General features: G+C 62.5%; 20 protein-coding genes and 1 pseudogene. 7 read left to right on the top strand and 14 right to left on the bottom strand.

What is annotated here, in order from left to right; translation table 11 throughout:
• Nucleotides 1–93 precede the first annotated feature (93 nt).
• Nucleotides 94–1,932, bottom strand: coding sequence for an AMP-dependent synthetase/ligase (locus tag HMPREF3166_RS01255; protein WP_070487315.1), 1,839 nt, complete (start codon nucleotides 1,930–1,932; stop codon nucleotides 94–96).
• A gap of 265 nt (nucleotides 1,933–2,197) precedes the next feature.
• Between HMPREF3166_RS01255 and HMPREF3166_RS01260 the strand changes: the two genes are divergently transcribed.
• Nucleotides 2,198–4,366 (top strand): 4-alpha-glucanotransferase, encoded by a 2,169-nt coding sequence (locus HMPREF3166_RS01260; RefSeq protein ID WP_070487316.1) that lies wholly within the window; start codon nucleotides 2,198–2,200, stop codon nucleotides 4,364–4,366.
• 171 nt (nucleotides 4,367–4,537) lie between these two features.
• Here the strand turns inward: HMPREF3166_RS01260 and HMPREF3166_RS01265 are convergent, their stop codons facing one another.
• Both HMPREF3166_RS01265 and HMPREF3166_RS01270 read right to left on the bottom strand, forming a co-directional pair.
• Nucleotides 4,538–4,783, bottom strand: a complete 246-nt coding sequence (locus HMPREF3166_RS01265) for a hypothetical protein (protein WP_049050220.1) — start codon at nucleotides 4,781–4,783, stop codon at nucleotides 4,538–4,540.
• Between the two features lie 63 nt (nucleotides 4,784–4,846).
• The gene (locus tag HMPREF3166_RS01270; protein ID WP_070487317.1) at nucleotides 4,847–6,991 is read right to left on the bottom strand and encodes a M3 family metallopeptidase; all 2,145 of its coding nucleotides are present in this window, start codon (nucleotides 6,989–6,991) and stop codon (nucleotides 4,847–4,849) included.
• On the opposite strand from HMPREF3166_RS01270, the gene HMPREF3166_RS01275 reads away from it, so the two are divergent.
• The 4 genes from HMPREF3166_RS01275 to HMPREF3166_RS01290 all read left to right on the top strand — a co-directional run bounded on the left by HMPREF3166_RS01275 (nucleotide 6,990) and on the right by HMPREF3166_RS01290 (nucleotide 13,244).
• A complete protein-coding gene (locus HMPREF3166_RS01275; protein WP_070487318.1) occupies nucleotides 6,990–8,471 on the top strand; it encodes a carboxylesterase family protein in 1,482 nt (493 codons plus the stop codon). The genes HMPREF3166_RS01270 and HMPREF3166_RS01275 overlap by 2 nt on opposite strands.
• Nucleotides 8,472–8,560: 89 nt before the next feature.
• Nucleotides 8,561–9,829, top strand: coding sequence for a MalY/PatB family protein (locus HMPREF3166_RS01280; protein ID WP_070487319.1), 1,269 nt, complete (start codon nucleotides 8,561–8,563; stop codon nucleotides 9,827–9,829).
• A gap of 11 nt (nucleotides 9,830–9,840) precedes the next feature.
• On the top strand, nucleotides 9,841–11,808 hold the full coding sequence (locus HMPREF3166_RS01285) for an ABC transporter ATP-binding protein (protein ID WP_035005317.1): 1,968 nt from the start codon (nucleotides 9,841–9,843) through the stop codon (nucleotides 11,806–11,808).
• 47 nt (nucleotides 11,809–11,855) lie between these two features.
• Nucleotides 11,856–13,244, top strand: a complete 1,389-nt coding sequence (locus HMPREF3166_RS01290; protein ID WP_070487320.1) for an aspartate aminotransferase family protein — start codon at nucleotides 11,856–11,858, stop codon at nucleotides 13,242–13,244.
• 145 nt (nucleotides 13,245–13,389) lie between these two features.
• Here the strand turns inward: HMPREF3166_RS01290 and HMPREF3166_RS01295 are convergent, their stop codons facing one another.
• The 3 genes from HMPREF3166_RS01295 to HMPREF3166_RS01305 all read right to left on the bottom strand — a co-directional run bounded on the left by HMPREF3166_RS01295 (nucleotide 13,390) and on the right by HMPREF3166_RS01305 (nucleotide 16,425).
• On the bottom strand, nucleotides 13,390–13,587 hold the full coding sequence (locus HMPREF3166_RS01295) for a CsbD family protein (protein ID WP_192816666.1): 198 nt from the start codon (nucleotides 13,585–13,587) through the stop codon (nucleotides 13,390–13,392).
• 41 nt (nucleotides 13,588–13,628) lie between these two features.
• Nucleotides 13,629–14,483 (bottom strand): 3-hydroxybutyryl-CoA dehydrogenase, encoded by an 855-nt coding sequence (locus HMPREF3166_RS01300; RefSeq protein WP_011273238.1) that lies wholly within the window; start codon nucleotides 14,481–14,483, stop codon nucleotides 13,629–13,631.
• A gap of 85 nt (nucleotides 14,484–14,568) precedes the next feature.
• Nucleotides 14,569–16,425: a BCCT family transporter gene (locus HMPREF3166_RS01305; protein ID WP_035005323.1), complete on the bottom strand. Its 1,857-nt coding sequence runs from the start codon at nucleotides 16,423–16,425 to the stop codon at nucleotides 14,569–14,571.
• 567 nt (nucleotides 16,426–16,992) lie between these two features.
• Between HMPREF3166_RS01305 and HMPREF3166_RS01310 the strand changes: the two genes are divergently transcribed.
• Nucleotides 16,993–17,187, top strand: coding sequence for a hypothetical protein (locus HMPREF3166_RS01310; RefSeq protein ID WP_070487321.1), 195 nt, complete (start codon nucleotides 16,993–16,995; stop codon nucleotides 17,185–17,187).
• A gap of 81 nt (nucleotides 17,188–17,268) precedes the next feature.
• Nucleotides 17,269–17,661, top strand: a complete 393-nt coding sequence (locus HMPREF3166_RS01315; protein WP_070487322.1) for a hypothetical protein — start codon at nucleotides 17,269–17,271, stop codon at nucleotides 17,659–17,661.
• A 136-nt stretch (nucleotides 17,662–17,797) separates the two neighbouring features.
• On the opposite strand, the gene HMPREF3166_RS01320 is transcribed toward HMPREF3166_RS01315, so the two are convergent.
• The 8 genes and pseudogenes from HMPREF3166_RS01320 to HMPREF3166_RS01350 form a co-directional block, all read right to left on the bottom strand.
• Nucleotides 17,798–18,160 carry a DNA polymerase Y subunit UmuC family protein gene (locus HMPREF3166_RS01320; protein WP_141741100.1) on the bottom strand — a complete coding sequence of 121 codons (363 nt, stop codon included), beginning with the start codon at nucleotides 18,158–18,160 and terminating at the stop codon, nucleotides 17,798–17,800.
• A gap of 5 nt (nucleotides 18,161–18,165) precedes the next feature.
• Nucleotides 18,166–18,573 (bottom strand): hypothetical protein, encoded by a 408-nt coding sequence (locus tag HMPREF3166_RS01325; protein WP_070487324.1) that lies wholly within the window; start codon nucleotides 18,571–18,573, stop codon nucleotides 18,166–18,168.
• Complete coding sequence (locus HMPREF3166_RS01330; RefSeq protein WP_070487325.1) at nucleotides 18,570–18,932, bottom strand: hypothetical protein; 363 nt, start codon at nucleotides 18,930–18,932, stop codon at nucleotides 18,570–18,572. The genes HMPREF3166_RS01325 and HMPREF3166_RS01330 overlap by 4 nt, the downstream gene beginning before the upstream one ends.
• Nucleotides 18,933–18,985: 53 nt before the next feature.
• A complete protein-coding gene (locus tag HMPREF3166_RS01335; protein ID WP_070487326.1) occupies nucleotides 18,986–19,882 on the bottom strand; it encodes a hypothetical protein in 897 nt (298 codons plus the stop codon).
• Nucleotides 19,882–20,760, bottom strand: a complete 879-nt coding sequence (locus tag HMPREF3166_RS10265; RefSeq protein WP_246816902.1) for a glycoside hydrolase family 25 protein — start codon at nucleotides 20,758–20,760, stop codon at nucleotides 19,882–19,884. Before HMPREF3166_RS10265 ends, HMPREF3166_RS01335 begins: the two co-directional genes overlap by 1 nt.
• Nucleotides 20,761–20,934: 174 nt before the next feature.
• Nucleotides 20,935–21,300, bottom strand: a pseudogene (locus tag HMPREF3166_RS10270) (M23 family metallopeptidase); the annotation flags it as partial.
• A gap of 62 nt (nucleotides 21,301–21,362) precedes the next feature.
• The gene (locus tag HMPREF3166_RS01345; RefSeq protein ID WP_070487328.1) at nucleotides 21,363–22,850 is read right to left on the bottom strand and encodes a hypothetical protein; all 1,488 of its coding nucleotides are present in this window, start codon (nucleotides 22,848–22,850) and stop codon (nucleotides 21,363–21,365) included.
• 10 nt (nucleotides 22,851–22,860) lie between these two features.
• On the bottom strand, nucleotides 22,861–23,233 hold a 373-nt coding region (locus HMPREF3166_RS01350), incomplete at its 5' end, for a hypothetical protein (RefSeq protein WP_168160715.1).

Consider the following 23,233-nt stretch of genomic DNA (forward strand, 5'->3'; position numbering starts at 1 on the left):
CCCATGTGTTGGTTGATACCGCAGACAACTCTAAAACAAGAACACCGGTCACGCGCGGAGGCGTGGCCGGTGTCGTGAAGCGGATTTCTTAACTTACTTTGAGTTGTAGATCCAGGCGATATCGTCGGCGAAGTTCTTCGCCACGACGAAGCGCTTCAGCTTCAGCGACGGGGTGACTTCGTCGTTCTCCTCAGTGAAGTCGCGGTGGACGATACGGAACTTCTTGATGCCCTCAGCGTGGGAGACCGTGGCGTTGGCCTCGTTGATCGCATCCTGAATCTCGGAGCGCAGGACCGGGTTTTTCGCCAGCTCGCGGATGGAAACATTCTCGGCGATGCCGTTGTTCTCCTTCCACTTCTTGGCAGCCTCCTCGTCCAGGGAGATCAAGGCGCCGACGAACTTCTGATCGTCTCCAACGACCATGGCCTGGGAGATCAGAGGAGCGGAGCGCAGGATGTCCTCCATCGGGCCAGGCGACACGTTCTTACCACCGGCGGTGACGATGATTTCCTTCTTGCGGCCAGTGATCTTCAGGTGGCCGGTGGGCAACAACTTGCCCAGGTCGCCCGTACGGTAGAAGCCGTCCTCAGTGAAGGATTCCGCAGTAGCTTCCTCGTTCTCCCAGTAGCCGGCGAAGACCATGTCGCCCTTCAGCAGGATCTCGCCGTCATCGGCGATCTTGACGGTGATGCCACCCAGCGGGCGGCCGACGGTGCCGATAATGTTGTCCGGGGCGAAGTTAGTGCAGGCTGCGGCGGTGCACTCGGTCAGGCCGTAACCCTCGTACAGAGTCACACCCACGCCACGGAAGAAGTGCATGAGCTCCGGGTTCAGTGCGGAACCGCCGGAGATCGCGTAATCCAGCTCGCCACCCATAGCCTCGCGCACCTTGGAGTAGACCAGCTTGTCACCGATGGCGCGGTCGATCTTCTGCTTCAGCGATGGCCCCTCGTCGGTATCGAGAGCCTTCGAGTAGTCGACTGCGGCGCGCTCTGCGAAGTTGAAGATCTTGGCCTTGACGCCACCGCCCTCCGTGGCCTTGGACTTCACACCCGCGTGAACCTTCTCAAAGATGCGCGGAACAGAGCAGATCAGGTTCGGCTTGGTGCGCTGGAACTCAGCAACCAGGGTGCTCATGTCGCTCCAGTGGGTCTGGGTAGCGCCACCGACGGTGGCAGCGTGAGCCATCGCGCGGGAGAACACGTGCGCCAGCGGCAGGAACGTCAGCTTGCGGTAACCGAAAGCAGCGGCGCGGCCGACCGGGTGAGTCAGGATGGCACGGGCCTCAGCCAGCCAATTGTGGTGGGTCAGCTTGCAGCCCTTTGGACGGCCGGTGGTGCCGGAGGTGTAAACGATGGAGGCAACGTCATCGTGGCGGGTGTTGGCGATGCGCTCTTCCAGGACGTCCTGCCCGATGCCAGCTTCCTGGCCGTCGTTAACCAGGATGTCAATGGCACCGCTGTTGATCTCCAGCACGCGCTTGAGGTGCGCGGACTTGTCGCCCTCCGGACGGTCGCCTTCCTTGACGAAGGTCTTCAGGCGGGTGGTGTGGCCGGACTTTTCAGCGATGGCCAGCTTCGCGCCGGAGTTGCCCACGATCCACTCACACTGGGAGGTGGAGGAGGACGGGTAGATCGGCACGGTGATGCCGCCGGCAGCCCAGATGCCGTAGTCCAGCACAGTCCACTCGTAGCGAGTGTCGGACATGATGACCACGCGGTCGCCCTGCTCGATACCGTTGGCAACCAGGCCCTTGGCTACTGCGTAAACGTCGTCCAGGAACTGGGAGACGGTGACGTCCACCCAGTCGAAGTTCTTCGGACGCTTAAACAGCACCCCGTCTGGGGATTCGGCGCCGAGGTCACGGACTGCCGTTAGGCAGGTCTCGTGCTCGTCGATCGTGTATAGGGCTTCAGAGGTGTACTCCGTCATGCTGCTCCCTTTGTTCATGTCCTGACAGTTGCCTGACCTGGGTTTTTACGTGAATAACGGGCGCAATTTCGGTCGTTGCGCCCGCAGCCTCAACGTGACTTATACTTCTACAACCATATATGAGTGGCGTGAATCACGTCGAACCTTCGGCAAAATTCCCCACACCCGCTGCTGCGGCCTTCTCCCCACTATCTCCCCGCTGTCCCGCTCGCCCCTTTTTTGCAAAAGGCTGGAAAAGTGGAAGATGCGCCCGGTGCCCTGCACAATGGCAGTTGTGACTAGCTCTGTGGAATCCGGCGGCGCAAATGCCTCCGATGTCAATGCAATCCTCAACGAATTGGCCACCGAGTGCGGCGTGGCCACCTGGTACACCGGCCAGAACGGCCAAAGGGTAGAGGTCCAAAGCAGCACCGTGCTCTTCGCACTCCGCGAGCTGGGTCTGGATCTGCCCGAGGACCCCGACGCCCTCACCGAAGAGATTGCACAGGCGGCCATCGAGGACCTGCTACGCGCCCGCTATAGCCGCATGCTGCCTCCCACCGTCACCGCCATCGCCGACCGCCCCCGCACCTTGCATGTCCACTGCATCGACGGCGAATCCCTGCAGGTGCAAGTCCGCACCGAAGACGGCGAGACCATCCCCCTCGAACAGCTCAATGAATGGGTCGATCCCATCACCGTCGGCGCTGAAGCCGCCGCCACCACTTTCGGCACCGCCACATTCCAGCTTCCCGCACTGCCCGCGGGCTGGCACCAGCTCGAGGCCCGTGCCGATTCCACGGAGGCTACTTCTACCCTGCTGGTTTCCCCCCAAGCCCTGGAACTACCGGATGCCCCGCGCACCGGAGTAATGGCGCAGCTGTACTCCCTGCGCGACCGCGGTGCCTGGGGCATCGGCGATTACGGCACGCTCGAGGTCTTGAGCGATTCCCTGCAGAAGCTCGGCGGGGCGGACTTCGTACTGGTAAACCCCATGCACGCAGCGGAGGCCGCTCCCCCGGTGGAGGATTCCCCCTACCTGCCGACCACCCGCCGCTACACCAACCCCATCTACATCCGGGTGGAGAACACTCCTGAGTACGCCGCACACCCCGAGCTGCACGCGGAGATCGAGCAGCTCGCCGCCCCGCTGAAGAAGCGCAATCACACGGCTGACCTGTTGGAGCGGGACCCCGTGGTGGCGTCCAAAATCAAGGCCCTACACCTGCTGTACGCCGCAGGGATCGGCGACGAGCGCGCGGAGCAGCTGCGTGCCTTCCGCGAGCGCGAGGGCGAGGGGCTGGTGGGCTTCACCGAATGGTGCGAGCGCGCAGCCAACGATCCGGCGCTGACCAGCGACTTTTACGCCTGGATGCAGATGGTTTGCCAGGAGCAGGAACTGCACGCGCAGAACACCCTGACCGAACACATGAGTATCGGACTGATGGCCGACCTGGCCGTGGGCGTGCATCCCGGTGGCGCAGATGCGCAGACTCTGGCCGACGTACTGGCTCCCGGAGCCAGCGTGGGCGCCCCGCCGGATGGCTACAACCAGCAAGGCCAGGACTGGTCGCAGCCGCCGTGGCACCCCTGGAAGCTGGCCGAAGAAGGCTACCGTCCGTGGCGCGACATGCTGCGAACGATCCTGCGCACCGCCGGCGGCATCCGCATCGATCACGTGCTGGGGCTGTTCCGCCTGTGGTGGATCCCGCGCATGGAATCCCCCACCCTGGGCACGTACGTCACCTACGACCACGAGGCGCTGGTCGGTGCGCTAGTGCTGGAGGCTCACCGCGCCGGTGCCGTAGTGGTCGGCGAGGACCTGGGCACCTTCGAGCCGTGGGTGCAGGATTACCTGGCCAGCCGCGGCGTGATGGGGACCTCGATCGTGTGGTTTGAGGGCGACGCCAACGGGGCGAAACCGCCGGAGGCCTACCGCCGTACCTGCCTGACCTCCGTGACCACACACGACCTGCCCCCGACCGCCAGCTACCTGCGCGGCGGGCACATCGGCCTGCGCGAGGAGCTGGGAGTGCTGACCCGCAGCTCGGACGACGAGTTCGCCGAGGATGCCAACTGGCAGGTCGACGTGCTGGGCACCATCGCCCGCCACGGTGGCTTCCGCGGAATGGACTGCGAGGGCTACTTCCTTAACGACCTGCGCCAGGAACTGGACGATCCGCGGCACGGGCGCGAGCGCCGCCCGGATGTCTCGTACATCCTGCGCGCCATGCACCGCTACATTGCGCAGACACCGTCGCTGCTACGCTGCGCCGCGCTGGTGGATCTGGTGGGAGACCTGCGGGCGCAGAACCAGCCGGGCACCACGCAGGACCTGTACCCGAACTGGCGCGTACCGCTGTGTGACGGCGCGGGCAACCCAGTGCTGGTGGAGGATCTGGCGAACATGCCACTGGCTCGCGACGTGCTGGCCGCCACCCGCGGCGAGGGCTAGCAGCGCGCTCGCTGGGAGCGCGCTGGGCTAGAAGACGCTGGTGGCCAGCCAGGCCACGAGCAGCAGAACCAGCAGCAGGGCCAACGCCTGGCGCACCTTGGAGTGGTGTTTCATCGGCTGCTAGTCCTCTCCGTCTCTTCTGTCTCTGTTTCTGACCACTTCTGGTCCGTCTTAGCGCTTCTGGTCGTCTCCGGCGCTACGCTTAGCGTCGCCGTCTAACGGCACCGAGCTGCGGCTCGCGAACATCTCGTGCAGCGAAAGCGCCCCGTGCACGCGCTGTTCCTCCGCGCTGGCGGGGAAAATCCGCAGCGCAATCACCTGCCATACTAAGGCCAACACGGTGCAAACCACGAATAGGGCGAGGAACACCAGCGGGGTTTGGATCCACACCGGCGCGTTGATCAGCCATTCCATCATTGGTGGCGCTCACCCTTTCTGATTCCCTGTTTCTCTGTTGGTCTTCTGTATTTTTCTTGACGCCTACCCCTGGCTCAGCCCGCGGCGGTCAAGTAGCGGCTGCACGTTGCGCTGCTGGCCGCGGAACATCCAGAATGCGTCTTCGAAGTCGATGCTAGCGCCGCGGGAGAGGATGATGCGGCGGAAACGCTCGCCCGCGAAGCGGACATCATCGTCGTCGAGGTCGGCGGCGGCGTCATTAGACTCCCCAGACTCCCCCACTGCAGCGCCGGTATCGACGAAGGCTTGGAAACCGTCGGCGTCCAGCACCTCCGCCCACAGGTAGCTCCAGTAGTCGGCGGAGTAACCACCGGCGAAGATGTGGTTGAAGTAAGCCGAGCGGTAGCGCGGGGCGAGGGCTCCGTTGACGTCCACCCCGGCGTGCTCCAGGGCTTCGGCCTCGAAGGATTCCACCTGGGCGGCGGCATCGTCGGTGGCGGCGAGCTTCTCCGCCTCCGCGGCGGAGAGCTTGTGCCAGGCCAGGTCCAGCCAACAGGCGGCCAGGAACTCGGTGGTGGCCAGCCCCTGGCCCCACTTCGCCTGGGCGCGGATCGCGTCGACGAACTCGCCGCTGATGACTTCCCCGGTCTCCACGTGGCGAGCGTAGTTACGCAGCACGGCGGGCTCCAAGGCCCAGTTTTCGTTGATCTGGCTGGGGAATTCCACGAAGTCGCGGGGCACGTTGGTGCCAGACAGCGTGGGATAGCGCACGTCGGAGAGCAGGCCGTGCAGGGCGTGGCCGAACTCGTGGAAGACAGTCTGCACCTCGTCGAGGGTCAGCAGCGCCTGCTCGCCTTCGGCGGGTTCGGCGATGTTCATGACGTTGACTACCACAGGCGCCTTGCCCAGCAGGTTGGATTGCTCGACGAAGGAGTTCATCCACGCACCGCCGCGCTTGGTGGGGCGGGCGTACATGTCGGTCAGCAGCAGGCCGATGCCGACGGGCGATTCTTCCCCCTCAGTGACTTCCCATACCCGCACGCCCGGCGCGTAGCCGGCTAGGTCGGTGCGTTCCCGCACGTCGATGCCGTAGAGGCGCTTGGCGGCAAAGAAGGCACCGTCGACCATCACCTGTTCCAGCGGGAAGTACTTCTTCAGCTCGGCTTCGTCGACGTCCAGCTCTTCTGCACGCAGCTGGGCATCCCAGTAGGGCCAGTCGGCACCGCTCAGCCCCGCTGTACCCGCTGTACCCGCTGTGTCCGCTGCGTCCGCTGCGCTCGATGTGCCGCTCACGGCCATTTTGTCCAGCGCCCGCTTGTACTCTCCGTGCGCGTTCGCCACGGCGGCGGGCGTCACCTGATTCAGCAGATCCTCGACCGCCGCGAGGCTACCGGCGGTCTCGGCGGCGGCGACGAACTCGGCGTGATTGGCAAAGCCCAGCAGCTCGGCGCGCTGGGCGCGCAGGCGCACGATCTGCAGCAGTGTGGCCTCGTTGCTGCCGGTCGCGCGGTTCAGCGACGCCTCGTGCACCTTCGCGCGCGCAGCCGGGTTCTCCAGGGACTCCAGCACCGGCTGGATGCTCGGCAGGCCCAGGCGAATCAGCCAGCCTTCCTCCCCACGTTCGATGGCGGCCTTGGCGAAGTACTCCTTGTCCGCCGCGCTCAGCCCCGCGACCTCGGCCTCGTCGGTCAGCAGCACCGCCGCGTCCTCGGTGGCGGTCTGCAGCTGCGCCCCGAAGGCGGTGGTCAGCTCGGCCAGCTGGGCGTCGATGTCGCGCAGGCTTGCCCGCTGTGCATCGTCCAGCTCCGCGCCGCCGCGAATGAAGCTCTTCTTCAGCTCCCGCAGCAGGGCCTCCTCCTCGCTGCCTTCCGGCTGCTCGGGCAGGGCGCAGATGCGCTCCCACAGCCTCCGGTTCAGCCAGATTTCGCTGAAGTGCCGCGCCAGCTCCGGGCTGATGGTCGCCTCGATCTCGCGCACCTGATCGGTGGCATTTGCGCCCGTATAATTAAAAACAATGGCCAGCACGCGCTGCAGCATCTGCCCCGATTCTTCCCACGCCTCGGCGGTATTTTCCCAGGTGGGAGACTCAGGGTTGTTCGCGATCGCCGCGATCTGCGCGGCGTGATCCACCAGAGCGGTGCGGAAGGCGGGCACCAGCTCGGCAAGGTCGACAGCCGCGAAGTCGGGCAGTTCATAAGGCAGTTCGGAAGCGTTTTGGAGGTAATCCATGATCCCCTACTCTATCCCTGAGGCCAAGGACTACGTTGATGTGGCCATCAATCAGGGTCGCAGTCGTGGCTTCCTCCGCGGTTCCGTCCTCCGCTTCGAGTCCATCCCCTACGCCTCGGGCGAACGCTTCGCCCCTCCTTCCCCTGCCGTCCCTTTTAGATTCTTCTTCGGCGACCCCTCTACCGCCACCCACCGCCAATCCCTATCCATCACCTGCCCGGTCGACGCACCCCCTTCCATCATCGAGTCTGACTTCCATCCCAAGGCCAAGTCTGGATCTGGCTCCATCCCCACAGCCAGCACCAAGTCTGGGGCACCTGTAATCGTGTTCATCCACGGTGGTCGCTATGAGGAAGGCTTCGCCGACGAACTCTGGTACCAGGGTGTCCGCTTCGCCGAGGAGGGTTTCGTTTACGTTTCACTGAACTACCGCTACCGCCTGGAGGGCTTCCTGCCTCTGCTGGACGAGGATCACCCCGCCGACGTGGACGCTTCGGCCGATCCGAACACCGAGCCGGAGTACTTCCGCGGCGCCGAGGATATTGTGGCCGCCCTGCGCTGGGTGCGGGACAACATCGCGGCTTTTGGCGGAGATCCGGAGCAAGTCACGCTGATGGGTCAGTCCGCCGGCGGCGCGCTGACGGCCTGGACGCTGTGTAATCCGCGCACCGAAGGCTTGGTGCACCGCGCCGTGATCTTGAGCCCCGGGTTCCCGCGCGAGGGCTGGCCGAGCCGCGAGCATGTTGCCCGCGCGGTCCTCGGCGGCCCGCTGACCAGCAAGCACCTGGACAGCCTCTCCCCCGAACAGCTGCAGCGCGCCTATCGGCGCTACGCCCGCTTCTACAGCACGGACTGCGCCGTGGGGCCGTATCCTTTCCGGCCCAGCGAGATGCGCGACGTGCCGCTGCTGATCGGTACCCTGCGCGAGGAGTTCACACAGATGCCCTTCGCCCGCGCCATCGACAAGCGCTTGAGCTCCAAGAACCCGCTGGTTCGGCAACCGGCCAAGGCGCTGGGGCGGTACGCGGAACGGAAGCTGGGGGCGCGGGTGCGGTGGGCGTCAGAAAACCCGATAGGAATGGCCATCGGTGATTCGGCCATCAAACGCTGGGCCGTGGCGATCATGGAGGAGAAACGCGATACGAGCTGGGCCTATGAGTTTCACGGGAGCCAATCGGCCTGGCACTGCGCGGATCTGCCTTTGGTTTTTGACGCCCTCACGGTCGCGCCCAAAACAGTGAAGTATTTCTGCGGCGAGTCCGCGGCTGAGCGCTTGCAGCCGCTGGCGACGGAGTTTCACGGGATCGTCTCGCGTTTCGCCCGCGGGGAAGATCCGGAGTGGCCACCCTATGGTTCGCGACGTATGGTGCGGCGTTTCGACACGGACGCATCCGCGCGAGGTGAGGTGACCCGCGAGGTGGCGGAAGATGCCTACCAGCAGATTCGGGAGGATTATCCGGAGCTGTACCCGAGCCGTTAGGGCTCAATCTGGGCTAGTCCAGCGCCCGCAATAGGCCGTTTCTAGACGGCTACTAGACAGCTCGGTCTAGAGTGCTAGGGTGGGAGGCTATGAACGCAACCACCCAAAACAACAGCCCCCAGAACGCCCAGGCCACCCAGAACATCCGGGCCACCCATCCGCAGGATTCCGCCGTATCCGTCCCCGACCTCGCCACGCTGCGCGCCCGCGGGACGATGAAATGGACCGTCTACGACGAGGACGTCCTACCCCTGTGGGTCGCCGAGACCGACTTCGACCCCTGCCCCGCCGTCAAGCAGGCCATCCAGGCGGGCGTGGACCGCGAATACTTCGGCTACGAGCGCCGCAACGGCTCGGTGGAGAAGGCGCTGGCCGGCTTCCTGGATCGCCGTTTCGGCTGGCAGATCGACCCGAAGTGGGTGCGGCTCGTGCCGGACGTAGTTAAGGGCGTGGCCTCGGCCATCGACGAATTGACGCCCCAGGGCTCCGACGTGATCGTCCCCGTGCCGAGCTACCACCCGTTCTTCGACGTTCCGAGCGCAGTCAAGCGCCCGAAGGTCGAGGTGGAGATGACCAAGGTGGAAAAGGATGGCGCCGAAGAGTGGGCCTTCGACTACGCGGCCCTAGAGGCCGCCTTCGCCAGCACCGACAACCCGGCGGGCGTGGGCGCGATGATCGTCTGCAACCCGTACAACCCGCTGGGTCGCGCATGGCGCCCCGAAGAGCTGGCCAAGCTGGTGGAACTGGCTGACAAGTACAACGTGCGCCTGATCTCCGACGAGATCCACGCGCCGGTGGTCTACGCGCCGCACAAGCACACTCCCCTGGCCACGCTCAGCGAGACCGCTGCGCGGGTGACCGTGACAGTGCTGGCCACCTCGAAGGGCTGGAACACCGCCGGTCTGCACTGCGCGCAGATGATCTTCACCAACCCGGACGACCGCGCGGCCATGGCGAAGGTCAGCCCACTGCGCACCGGATCTGCCTCCACTCTGGGGCAGGTCGCCGCCGAAGCCGCCTACACGGACGGCGAGGCCTGGCTGGACAGCGAGCTGGAGTACCTACAGGGCAACCTGGACCTGCTCGAACGCCGCCTGCCGGAGGTGCTGCCCGGCGCGAAGTTCATCCGCCCCGAGGCCAGCTTCCTGCTGTGGGTAGACCTCAGCGAGGTCCCGGGGTTGGAGGAGAAGCCGGGCCAGAAGCTGCTGGAAGGCGCCCGTGTGGCCTTCAACGAGGGCACCATGTTCGGCGCCCAGGGTGCGGGGCATGTGCGCATCAACTTCGGGACGTCCCGGGAGATCCTCAACGAGGCCCTGGACCGCATCGCGGAATTCGCTAAGGCGCACGTGAACAATTAACTTGGCTAGGTGTGATTAATGCCTTTAGCCGTATCCTGCGTTCCACCAAGGAACTGTGGCCGTTCTACATCATTGTGATGATCACCAGCCTCGTCACCGCGGGGCTGGCACTGGCTACTCCCTTCCTGGTGAAGTTGGCCACCGACACGATCGTGGACACCGTCGGCGGTGGTGGTGCTTCCGACACCGCCATTGAGAACGCTACGAAGACCGTCATCTGGCTCGCGGTCGGGCTGCTGGCGGTGGAGCTGGCGAACACCATCATCCGCAACATCGGCGGTTGGTTCGGCGACGTGATGGCGATGCGGATGCGCCAGATCCTTTCCAACCGCTATTACGCCAAACTTCTGGCCCTGCCACAGGGCTATTACGACAAGCAGGTCACCGGCACCATCATTTCCCGGTTGGACCGCTCCATCCTGGGGCTGACGGACTTCATCAAGTCCTTCGCCAACAACTTCTTCTCCATGCTGATCACCGTGGTGATGATCCTGGTCATCACGGCGATCTACTACTGGCCGCTGGCGCTACTGCTGGCCATCATCTTCCCGATGTACCTGTACCTGACCATGCTGACCTCCAAGAAGTGGATGGTGTGGGAGAAGGAAAAGAATGAGCACATCGACGTCGCCCAGGGGCGCTTTGCGGAGGTCATCGGCCAGGTGAAGGTCGTGAAGTCCTTCGTCTCGGAGCTGCGCGAGCTGCGGCTGTTCCAGAAGCACTTTGCAGACACGATCCAGCTGACGCGCGAGCAGTCCCGCTGGTGGCACTTCATGGACGTCCTGCGCATGGGCGGGATGAACATCATCTTCTTCGCCATCTACCTGATGCTGTTCTGGCGCACCCTGCACGGCGACTTCACGCTCGGCGACATGGTGCTTCTGCTGCAGTACGTGGTGATGGCCCGCCAGCCGGCCGGCATGATGAGCTGGATGGTGGATACCGCCCAGCGCGCCGCCGCGGGCTCCCGCGAGTACTTCGAGACCATGGAGGAGCTGGAGGAGCCATCGGCCACCGCTCCCCTGCTGGAGGCCGCCCGCCCAGGTGGGCCGATGCTGGTATCCCAAGAGGACGTGGACCAGGCCGTGCGCCCGCAGCTGTCCGCCCCGGAAACCGGGCCGGTGATCGACTTCGACCACGTGAGCTTCGAGTACCTCAAGGGCGAGCCCGTCATCCACGAAGTCACCTTCCAGGCGGCCAAGGGCGACCAGGTGGCGCTGGTCGGCGAATCCGGCGGCGGCAAGTCCACCCTGGTGAACCTGCTGCTGGGCCTGTACCGCCCCACCGAGGGCCAGCTTAAGGTCTGCGGCAAGGACGTGGCGGACATGACGGCTGCGGAGCTGCGCAGCTCCGTCGGCGTGGTGTTCCAGGAACCCGCCCTGTTCTCCGGCACTGTGCGGGAGAACATCGCCTACGCCAAGCCCGACGCGACCGACGAGGAGATCGTGGCGGTGGCCAAGCGCGCCTTCGCCCACGACTTCATCATGCACTTCAAGGACGGCTACGACACGCTGATCGGCGAGCGCGGCCTGCGCCTTTCCGGCGGGCAGAAGCAGCGCATCGCCGTGGCCCGCGCGATGCTGAAGGACGCGCCCGTGCTGATCCTGGACGAGGCCACCTCTGCGCTGGATACCAAGGCCGAGCGCGTGGTGCAGGCCGGCCTAAACGAGCTGATGGTGGGCCGCACCACCATCGTCATCGCCCACCGCCTGTCCACCATCGCCGACGTGGACAAGATCGTCACCCTGGACAAGGGGCATGTCTGCGAGGTCGGATCCCCAGCGGAGCTGGCGACCAGCGGCGGCATCTACAACGAGCTTCTGCAACTGACCAGCTCTTCCTCCGCCGCCGATCGGGCGCGCCTGAAGCGCTTCGGCTTCGCCGAGCCAGGCGCTGAAGACGACGAAGACTACGGCGAGGATTACCGCGAGGATTACGACGAAAGCTTTACGGAGCAGGCCACCCGGGAACAGTCTTAGACAGCACCTCCGCTGCCGATGCCGACACACAGGAGTAGCCTGGGGGAATGACTGAATTACCCCCTAACATCACCGAGTTCACTACCTTCGACGGCGCGAAAGTTGGCGTCGGTACCGAAGAAGCAACGACCGCAGAGCAGCAGGTACGCGACAACGACAGCAACTACGTATTCCACAGCTGGTCGGCGCAGGATAAGATCAATCCGCAGCCGCTCAGCCACGCGGAGGGCGTGTGGATCTACGATTACCAGGGCAACGGCTACCTGGATCTGGGCAGCCAGCTGGTCAGCGCCAACCTGGGCCACGCCCACCCGAAGCTGGTAGAGGCAATTCAGCAGCAGGCCACCCGCATCACCAACCAGAACCCCGCGTTCTCCAACGATGTGCGCAGCGAGCTGGCTAAGGAGATCGTGGAGCAGGCGCAGGGCGACTTCTCCCACGTGTTCTTCACCAACGGTGGCGCGGACGCCATCGAGCACGCCATCCGCATGGCGCGCCTGACCACCGGCAAGTCCAAGATCCTGACCGCCTACCGCAGCTACCACGGCGCCACCGGCTCCGCGATCATGGCCACCGGCGAGGCTCGCCGCCACGGCAACCCCACCACCGACGGCGACGTGAAGCACTTCTGGGGTCCGTTCCTGTACCGCAGCGCCTTCTACTCCTCCACGCAGGAGGAAGAGTGTGCCCGCGCTCTGCAGTCGCTGGAGGAAACCCTGGTGTACGAGGACAACGTGGCTGCCGTGCTGATCGAGTCCGTCGTGGGTTCCAGCGGCATCATCGTCCCGCCGGAGGGCTTCCTGCAGGGCGTGCGCGAGATCTGCGACCGCCACGGTGCGCTGTACATCGCCGATGAGGTCATGGTCGGCTTCGGCCGTACCGGCAAGATGTTCGCCTACGAGCACGGCGGCAAGGATCTGCAGCCGGACCTGGTTACCTTCGCCAAGGGCGTGAACTCCGGCATGGCGCCGCTGGGTGGCGTGATGATGAACGAGGCCGTCTACCAGCGCTTCGCCGACAAGCCTTACCCGGGCGGCCTGACCTACTCCGGCCACCCGCTGGCGGCCGCCCCCGGCCTGGCTGCGCAGAGGGTCTACCGCGAGGAGAACACCTTCGAGAAGGTTGCCGAGCTGGGCGAGCGCGTTATCGCCCCGGCTATGGAGAAGATCGCGGAGAACCACCCGAGCGTGGGCAACGTCCGCGGCAAGGGCTTCTTCTGGGCCATCGAGTTCGTCAGCGACCAGAAGGCTAAGACCCCGATGGGTGGCGAGGCCATGGGTGCGTTCGGCGCCGAGCTGAAGAAGGCCGGCATCTGGCCGATGGTTTCCGGCCACCGCCTACACTTCGCCCCGCCACTGATCACCACCGAGGAGCAGCTGAACTGGGCACTGGAGATCGTCGACCGCGCGGCAGCGGTCGTCGACCAGGCGCTGTAAGGCTTCGTGCTGTAGGACCCCGGCACGCGCCAGCGCGCCGGGGCGTTCCTCGAGCTCCGGCCCTGGGAACACCCCGGCAATAGCAAAAGTCCCGGCTGAAATTTTTCAGCCGGGACTTTCTCGCTCTCAGTTTTACTTCTGAGCTTTACTTCTGAGCGTCGCCCAGAACCTTGTTTACGGCGTCGGAAGCCTTGTCCTTCAGCTCGTTCGCCTTGTCCTTGATGTCAGACTTGGTCTGGTCTGCGCGACCCTCGTTGGCCAGATCCTGGTTGTTGGTAGCCTCGCCGGCGGCCTCCTTGGCCTGGCCTGCGGCGCCCTCTGCCTTGTTCTTCAGATCGTCGATGGACATATATTGACCTTCCTTCCTTGTAGAGTGTCGTGATTTTAATTGTACTCGTAAAATCCCTTGCCGGACTTGCGCCCGGTGTGACCTGCGGTAACCATGCGGCGCAGCAGCGGCGGGCAGGCGTAGCTCGGGTCGCCGAACTCCTTGTACATCACGTCTGCGATGAAGGCGCAGGTATCCAGGCCAACCATGTCGGCCAGGGTCAGCGGGCCCATCGGGTGGTTGGCGCCCAGCTTCATGCCGGTATCGATGTCCTCCGGGGTTGCCACGCCGTTTTCCACCATGCGCACTGCAGAGAGCATGTACGGCACCAGCAGGAAGTTCACGATGAAGCCGGAGCGGTCCTTCGCGCGGATGGCCTGCTTGCCCAGCTTCTCGGTGGCGTAGGTCTGAGCCACCTCAACGACGTCCTCGTCGGTGGTCAGCGCCGGGATGACCTCCACCAGCGGCAGAACCGGAACGGGGTTGAAGAAGTGCAGACCCAGCACACGGCCCGGGTTCTTGGTGGCGCTGGCGATGGTCTGGATCGGCAGGGAGGACGTGTTGGAGCACAGCGGCGCCTTCTTGTCCTCGACGATCTCGTCCAGCTTGGCGAAGACGTCCTTCTTGATGTCCTCGTTCTCGATGATGGCCTCCATGACCAGCTCGCGGTCCGCGAAGTCCTCGAGCTTGGTGGTGAAGGTCAGTCGACCCAGAGCTGCGTCGCGGTCCTCCTCGGACAGCTTGCCGCGGCTGACGGCCTTCTCCAGGGACTTCTCGATGCGAGCCTTACCCGCATCGGCGAACTCCTGCTTGGCCTCCCAAACCAGCACGTCGCTGCCGGCCTTGGCGGCGACCTCTGCGATGCCGGATCCCATTAGACCTGCACCGATAACACCTACACGCTGAACCATGGTCACTCCTTTTTTATAGGTTTATTCGTACTAGATCCAGCCTACCGATGTTGTAGGTGCGATTGTGCTTAACGCATTTCCTGATCTATTCCTTATTGACGCCCTCATCGTCCGCCGAGCTTTCGGGCTCAGTCGACTCTTCCGTAATCAGTTCGCCCTCCTGGTCGTACATCGGGCGCGCGGGGGCGACTTCCGCCTCATTGTCCACGTCGCCGACGATTCCCAGGTCGCCCTCGATGCGCACGTTGCCAGGGATGACGAGGTTTCCTTCCGCGTCGTATTCGAAGCGGGCGTGCTCGTTGCCCTCGTTGTCATAGCCAGGGGCCGGGCGAGCTTCGTGCTCGGCCAGCTTCTCCGCAGAGTCGGTCTTGCCCCACTGGCGGCTCGGCGGCTCGGGGCGCGCCGCAGAGTCGTCGTTCATTCCCTTCACGAGGGAGAACATCATCACGAAGTTGAACAGCACGAATGGGAAGCCAATGATGATCACGGTTTGCTGCAGCGCGTCGATTCCGGAATCCGGAGCCATGATCAGGATGGATCCTGCGACGGCACCGATCATGATGCACCACAGCAGGCGGTAGATCAGCGGGGTCTTGCCCTCTTCACCGGCGGCGAACATGTCGTTGATCAACGCCGCAGAGTCGATGGAGGTGACGAAGAAGATGGCGATAACGAACAGCGCCAGGATGCTGATGGCAAGGGTCCACGGGAAGTGCTCCAAGAAGGTGAACAGCGCGGTGGCGGGATCGCCCTCCTCCACGATCGGCTGGGTCAGCACGCCCGGCTCCTTCTTCTCGATGTCCAGGCCGGCGTAGCCAAAGACGGAGAACCAAACGATGGTGAACGCAGTCGGCAGCAGCAGCACGCCACCGATGAACTCACGGACGGTACGACCACGGGAGATGCGGGCGACGAACATGCCCACGAAAGGCGACCAACAGATCGTCCACGCCCAGTAGAAGACCGTCCACTTACCCTGCCAGCCGGGGTTTACCTGCTGCGAGTCGGACCAGAACATGATCTTCGGCAGGTACTCCGCGTACAGGCTAGTGGCATCCATCGTGCCGCGCAGCAGCAGAAGCGTGGGGCCGGTCAGCAGCACAAACACCATCAGTAAAGTTGCGGCGAGGATGTTGATGTTGGACAGCCACTTGATGCCCTTCGACAGTCCCGTGGATACCGAGATGGACGACGCCGCCACGATGACGACAAGGATGCTGATCTGCACCCATGCGACGGTCTCCGCGCCGAACACCTTGGCCAGGCCAGAGTTGATCTGCAGCGTACCGAGCCCGACCGAAACCGCGATGCCGAAAACGGTGCCGATGATAGACAGGGCGTCAATAAGCTTTCCGGGCCACGAGTAAATGCTGGCGCCGAGGATGGGCGCGAAGATACTAGATACGCGCGGCGGGAGGTGGCGCTTGTAGATGAAGTAGCCCAGAGCAAGGCCCGGCAGGGCGAAGATAACCCACATGTGCAGGCCGAAGTGATACAGGGTAAAGCCCATGGCCTCGCCGATCGCTTCGGTGCTCATCGGTTCTGCGTCCTGCATGGGCACGTTGACGACGTGGTTCATCGGCTCGGCCACACCGTAGAACATCAGCACGGAGCCGAGGCCACCGGCGAAGAGCATCGCAAACCAGGACAAAGTTCGGAATGCCGGCTCCTCGCCCTCCACGCCCAGGCGCATGCGGCCAAAGCGGGAGACGAAGAGAACGATGAGGAACAGGAAGGCCAAGGAGATGCTGCCGATGTACAGCCAGTTGAAGTTCTCCAGCAGCCAGTTTGCGCCGGTCTGCAGGCTTTCTGCGGCCCTGTCCTTGAAGATGATCGCGTAGCCGACAAAGGCAACGATGAAGCCGAAGGCAACCCAGAAAATTAGCGGGTCGACCTTTACTTTTTCCGCGTTTGCCGCGGCTGTAGATTTTTCGCCTTCCATGGCGGGATCACTCCCCAATTTCGTACTCGAACGTGTGTAGGTCTTGCAATACCCTATCCCCTCGCCCGGACAATCATGTCCTCAGAGTGAAAATACTTGATTGCAGCGAGCCCGTTTTCCGCGCTTGAACAGGGGTTTTATCGTTTGCGGGAAAAGCCTATTTAACGCGTAGCGACCTTGCAGACCGTACACAGGGTTTTTCCAGGAAAGCACTTTAGATTAGTCCTAGTGGTCGACAGAAAGGATCCACATACGAACGGTCATTCTCCTCTTGAAACGTCAGCAAGGTTTCCCTGGGCATTTTTTGTCCAGGGATTTCTTGTTTTTGCTGGTGGTGGTACGTATTGGATTTTTCGTCATTTACGATACTTACGATCTTTACGGTGGCTTGCGGGATTTTTGCGGGATAGTTGCGGGATAGTTGACACGCTCGAAGGGTGCCTAAAGTACGTATGTGACCGACTTCATACAATAAACAGCGTCTACCGGCCAGACATTGCCTAGCCACTTGACCTATAATCAAGATGTAAGGAAAAAGGGCAAGACCAAAACCGAAAGGACACCAAAATGAACACCTACACCGACCGCAACGAAGCCATCCACCACGAGATCATCACCGCCCTGGGCGACTACGCCGACGAGCACGACATCGACGCCATCGCCGACCAGGTACTCACCACCACCGGCGAAGGCAAAGACTTCCGCATCATCCTGGATGAGGATGTGGATTTCTGGGCAGTAGTCGAAGCCAACGCCCTCTAGCCCCTAGCCCCGCCACCGCGCGGGGCAAAATCAAATAACTTTTGAAAGAGCCTGATCACCCCATATAAAGAGGAGAACCCCATGACCGACCTAGACACCCTCACCCGCCTAGTAGCCACCGCCCTAGACATCACAGACGACGCAGCCCGCGACTCACTCGATACCTACATCGACCAGCTCGCCCGCGAAACCGGCGACACCATCGACCCTGACGAGATCAGCGACGATGATGCAGCCTTCCTCCTGGAATCCTGCCGAGAAGCCCAGCGCTCCGGCGACCTTGGGGAGCGTCAGCTTGCAGACCTAGAGGAAGCCGCCCGCGCCTACGACGAGGCTCACATCGACTTCCAGACTGCAGAGCAGCAGCGCATGGCAGCAGTACGCGCAGCGCTCGCAGCAGGCGCACGGGTAGTGGACATCTGCCGGATTACCGGCATGGCGCGCAGTCGCGTGTACCAGATCAAAGACGCCTAGAAACGCAAAAAAGACCCCCACCACGGGGAGCCAAAGCTCAACCAATGGTGAGGGTCTATGGGGATTGCTGCACGGGGTGGAGGGGGCGCATTTTTAGGTGGGGACTGCACCCCCTTCTTGCAGCATGGTTAGTGTATCAAAGGTTCTTTAGATCGTCTCGAATCTCTTCGGGGATTTGCAGCCGGTGGTTCGGGTGCTCTCGCAGCCACCGACGGATCGTCTCTAACGCCGCGCGGTATCGGGCTTTCAGGTCAGCCAACTGCTGCTTGACAGTGCGCATGTCCGCTTGCAACTCCTCGATCTGCTGCTGCTGCCCCTCCAGGCGCTCGTCCGCGTATGCTTTCGTCTCTGCTAGGAGTTTTGACCATTCCTCCGCGCGGGTGGTCACCTCCGCTGCTTTCTCTTGGGATCGTGCTGAAATACGCTGTCCGATGAGGGTGGATAGGCCGCCGACTAGCGCAACTGCGACTGTCCCCGCGACTGTGAGGATCGCACTCACATCCATCACCCCTCCTTAGATATGCGTACCTCTGTAGCCCTCCCTCGACCGAATGCCCATAGGATCAGGGCGCAGATCAGGTAGTAGGACAGTGCGCTCACCCAGGCGCGGGGCAGTTGCTCGTCGAAAATCTGACCAGCCATGAAGCTGGTGCCCCACGCTGCATGGATACCGACTGTCAGCCCCACACACGTCGGCATGAGCTTAGGGGATAGCGTCGCAATAAGACAGACCAGGCCAATGCCAATCCATATGACGCTCCACACGGACGGTTGGAACACGCTTTCTAGGTAGTGTGCTGCGCGTCGATCCTGATTGACAAAGCCGGGCATGTATGAGATGCCGCGCGCGATGGTGGCTATGCCGACTATGAGTAGTCCTGCTGCGTCGGTTGCCCACCAGTTGCGGGTCATGAGTCCAGCCCCGGGTATGCGCCCTCAACCTCCGGCTCTACCTCTGGCGCTGCGTGGCGTGGCTCATAGTTGGCCTGCTGCTGGTAGGTCTGCGCCGCCGCCGCGATAGTGGGCAGCGCCTGTAGCGCTGCTACGAGGTCGAGGCCTGCCAGGGGTGCCTGGTCGGGGGCTTTAGGGAGGTTGGCTGCTGCCGTGCCGCCTGTGATGGCTGCTCCCGCGCCAGCGAGGGTGCCTAGTAGTGCCGCGACGTCCGTGTAGCCCAAGGTGGTTGCCACGACCGCTGCGAGGCCAACTAGTGCGGAAATGACATAGATGACGAGTCGCACCCAGGCCATTGGGGTTAGTTTCTGCTGCTGCATGGTTACTTTCCTTCCGTGATTTGGTTACTCTTCTTTTGGATCAGGTAGGTGTGTTACGAGGTTGAGTCGTGAGGCGGCACTTCGTTGGTGTAGTAGAACGTGGACAGGGACATTCGGTCTGCGCCGACCTCCCGAACTATCGCCAGCGCCTTATCGACCTCCACCCTGAACTTCAGATCATCGCCCCACCCGGACAGGTGGACGATGTACGAACGCAGCTTCGTGAGGAACTTCCCTTCCTGGAACAACTCCACAGAGCAATTCGACCAGCTCCCGTCGGAGAAGATCGCCACCTCCGGGAAATGCGGAAGCTTCAGCTCATTCAGAGCACGGATGAGCGATTCCACGTCTACAGACGTGGAAATGTCTATACTGACGCGGCCTGCGTGCTGCACTACGCTCGCCGTCGCACCGAGTTCCCATACTGGGTCGAGGTCGTCTACTGCCTGGAACTGTAATAGATCCACTGGCGTGAGGTGCGATTGCAGATCCGCGAACTGGGCTTGCAGAGCTGACGGGTCGAACGGTTGCGGGTCTGGCTTGGCTTCCAGTGCCGTGACGCGGTTGCCTAGGTCGCGGGTCGTATCCTCCAGCGGGGCGAGATCAACAGCCGGAGCCTGCTCTAGCCTCTCGACACGCTTCCCCAGCGCCGCCCACGCCGTCTCCTGGAAATCCTCCGCCTGCCACTCCAACAGATCGAACAGGTCATACTCGCCAGCCTCCGGCACCTTGACGTGCCACGCCTTCGTCCAGCCCCCGGTGCTCACACGGGCACGCATAGCTCCCGGCAACAGGTCATCAACCCGCGCCTTGCCGTCACGAATCTCCACCTCCACCGACGATGGCACAACATCGGGATCGCCCAACGCCATGCGCTCAAGACTAAAACGTAGCACCCCCTCCGGGCGGCTGCCGTCAAGCTTGACCAGATCAACGTACACAGTGGTCATTACTTTCCTTCCAGCTTGTTTGCAATGTTCTGTAGCTGCGCCTCCATACGGGCGACACGCTTTTCCAGACGCTCGGTGTTTTCCTTAGCGATAAAGGCGTGCGCGTCGATGTTGCGCACCATATCCAGCGGCGTCATGGTGACCTTGGAGCCCGGCACGCGGGACTTGTAGCGTCGATTAATCTGGTCGAAATCCGTCATGTCGTGACCTTTCTGTGGTTGTGGTTTGCCCGGCTTAGCCGGGGTTGGCTTAGCACCCCCGCCGTAGAACAGGGCACGCAATTCTTCCTTGGTGCCCCTAAAGGCGTTAATGTCTACGGAATAGCCCGCGACCTGCGCGTTACTGCCGAACTGCCACAGGCTCGGCTTCTGGTTGCCCAGCGGGTAGTTCCACTGTCGGGGGTTATTGCCGGGGTAGATGTTGCGTGGCTTGCCCGCGGGGTTGCGTCCGTATGCTGCTACCCAGAACTTGCCGAACTCATGCGAGTCAGGTTCGCGCGGGGCTACCCGCCCCTCCCAATAGGGCACGTAGGAATACGCGCCGATCACGCGCACCCCGTGGCGCTCGAACTCGCGCTTACACGCGCGGATATGATCGACATGCAGACCAGCGTTAGTTTCCACGTCAATCCACATAGGGCGCTTTTTGTTGCCCATGACCTGCAATGATGCTTGCACCTGTTGAGCTACACTCGTACCCTCACTCGGGTTCCGTAGATAGTGGTAGGCCGCCGTGACCAGCCCCGCGCCCTCCGCGTCGGCCAAATGCGACTGATATACGCGGTCTTTGTAGGCGCCGTCGGTGGTGCGGATAATCGCAAAATCGACACCCTCCCGCGCGGCCTGCTTCAGGCTCATGCCGTTTTGGTGAGAACTCACATCAACGCCGTAGGTTGTCCCCATATTGCCTCCCTTAGGTTTAGGTTTGGGTTTAGCCGCGGGTGGGGTGGACTCCCCCGGCCACCGCGCACCCTTTAACACCTGCTGCGGGTCAAGAATCGTCTTACCCAGAACGCGACGGGCGGCGGGAACCCACGAATACCTAAATACCTCGATGTGTAGGTGAGGGACTACACCGCCGTTCGTCCGCGAATCCGGGTTAATCCGCCCAATACGCTGCCCCTCACGAACACGCTGCCCAGCTCGCACCTCCGGGATAACATGCCCGTACACGCTTTCATTTCCGCCCACACTCGCCGGGTGATCTACACGAATCCACTGCCCAAAACCGGACGCAGCACCGGCCTGCACAACGGTTCCGTCCTTGATCGCGTAGACGGGCTTACCGCCCGCGCTCCCGCCGTTACCGTAGTCCGTGCCGTAATGTGTGGTTCCCCATCGCGGCCCGTAGGGGCTTGTGACATAAAACCCCCTAGGCACCGGCATTGTTACCATTGCTAACCTCCTTGCTTTGGGCATGAGTAAACCCCCACCTTTCAGCGGGGGTTGTTAGATGTTGTTAGATCTTTATGGACTCAAAATCACATGAATTCCAGCCCCACCATCCCGAGCGGCGGAGTGATACCAGCCGGGATCTTGAACTTGAGGCCACCCTCTACAAAACTCCCCATGAAAACATAAAACTTTACAGGCGGGGCAAGAGCCTGCGGAGGCTCGCCGCCAGCAAACTCCCCTTCCATTTTCTGCATCCACGCCTGAACCTCTTCAGTCTCCGCGCACCACCCAGACATATATGCGCTAGCGACTGTGAGGTCACTAAGGCTTGCTTCCAGCTTGGTACCCCCTGTGCGAATAAAAACCTCCGCCTCGGAATTACCGGCGAACAAAGCATAAAAAATGCCGACATTAGGGAACGTTAGGGAAACTTCGGCACCCTGCGCCAGGGCAACATATTTCCTACGGAATTTACCCCTGGTCACCTCGACAGGCACTTCCTCGAAACTCGGGAGAGACCCAGCACCATCACCCTTCTCGCCCTTTAATGGGGGGCTAGTTTTGCCGTTTACGGTTAGTCTATCGCCGTCCCACGATGTAGAGGAGGCAATATTGGCTGCCCGGTTAGCGTCAGCCTTAGCCGCCTTAGCGGACTTATTAGCCGCCGTCGCGGACGTAGCCGCCTTACCCGCATCGGTTTTAGCTGCGCTCGCGCTGCCAGCTGCCGCTGTAGCGGATTCGCCTGCCGCATCAGCGCTAGACTTCGCTGCACTAGCAGACTTACTAGAGTTATCGGCGCTAGTTTTAGCCGCGCTCGCGGAGCTGGTTGCAGATGCAGCCGATTTACCAGCGCTATCGGCGCTAGCCTTCGCAGCGTCAGCCCACTTGCTTACCTGGTCGGCTGTACCTATGCGGTCGGCGCTAGTTTTAGCTACACCCGCCGAATCAGCCGCCTGCTGCGCACTCGCCGTAGCCGACTCACTAGCCGTTTTAGCGGAATTAGCGAAACTAGAGGCGTCGGAACGCGACTTATCGGCAGCCTTCGCGGAACCATCAGCAGCAGTAGCAGACTTACCGGCGTTATCAGCGCTAGACTTCGCCGCGGACGCGCTACCGGCAGCAGCCGTAGCCGATTTACCGGCATTCGTCGCGGACGTAGCGGCCTTACCAGCCTCCGTCTTAGCGGCCTTCGCGGAATCACCCGCAGCCGACACAGACGCCCGCGCCTCGTCCAGCCACGCGCCGAAATCACGCCGCAGCTCATCCAAAGCGTCACGCTCTAGATCGCCCGCAGACTCCGCCGCACGAATACACGCCTCAAGGCTGGCCGTACCGGATTCCGGGACGATCAGATCGACCGCCTCACTAGGTAAGCCGCCAGATATAGCCACCAGCACACACGCACCAGGCAAGAGTTCCAGATCGACCTTGCCGTCGAAAACCGGCCTGCGGTCGCTCATGTCCATCAGCCAGCCACCCGGCACCGGGCGCGACACCTTCGAACGCACCCGCACCTCCGTGGCGGCTTCAGCCGTACCTGTAATGATTTTCAGATCACCCTGCACACGGGTCATAACAAAACTCCTAGAACAACTTAGGGGCAGACAGAATCACAATCTGCCGAATACCAACCAGAGCCGTCGGCTTATAGAAAAACCGCCGGTTAGACTCACTAATCCGCGCCAAACGAATCTCCGTACCACCGTCATTGCCGAAACCATTCATATTCGCCATGAACATCACCGCGTCGCCCTCCCAATCGCCCAGCGCAATAATCGTCGCGCCACGATCAAGAGATGCCTTATCCCCCTCAATCCGAAACAAGCCATCGGGAGTGGTGTACGGGGCGTTCAACCAGTCCGCCTGATGGGCGACGGTCAGCTTCGGTCGGAGCGCATCTTCACGGTCTTTCGCCTCCTGACGCAGGCGGGCTTCCTCCGCGCGGGCGCGCGATAGC

The sequence above is a fragment of the Corynebacterium sp. HMSC08A12 genome (genome assembly GCF_001807485.1).
Taxonomy (GTDB): domain Bacteria; phylum Actinomycetota; class Actinomycetes; order Mycobacteriales; family Mycobacteriaceae; genus Corynebacterium; species Corynebacterium evansiae.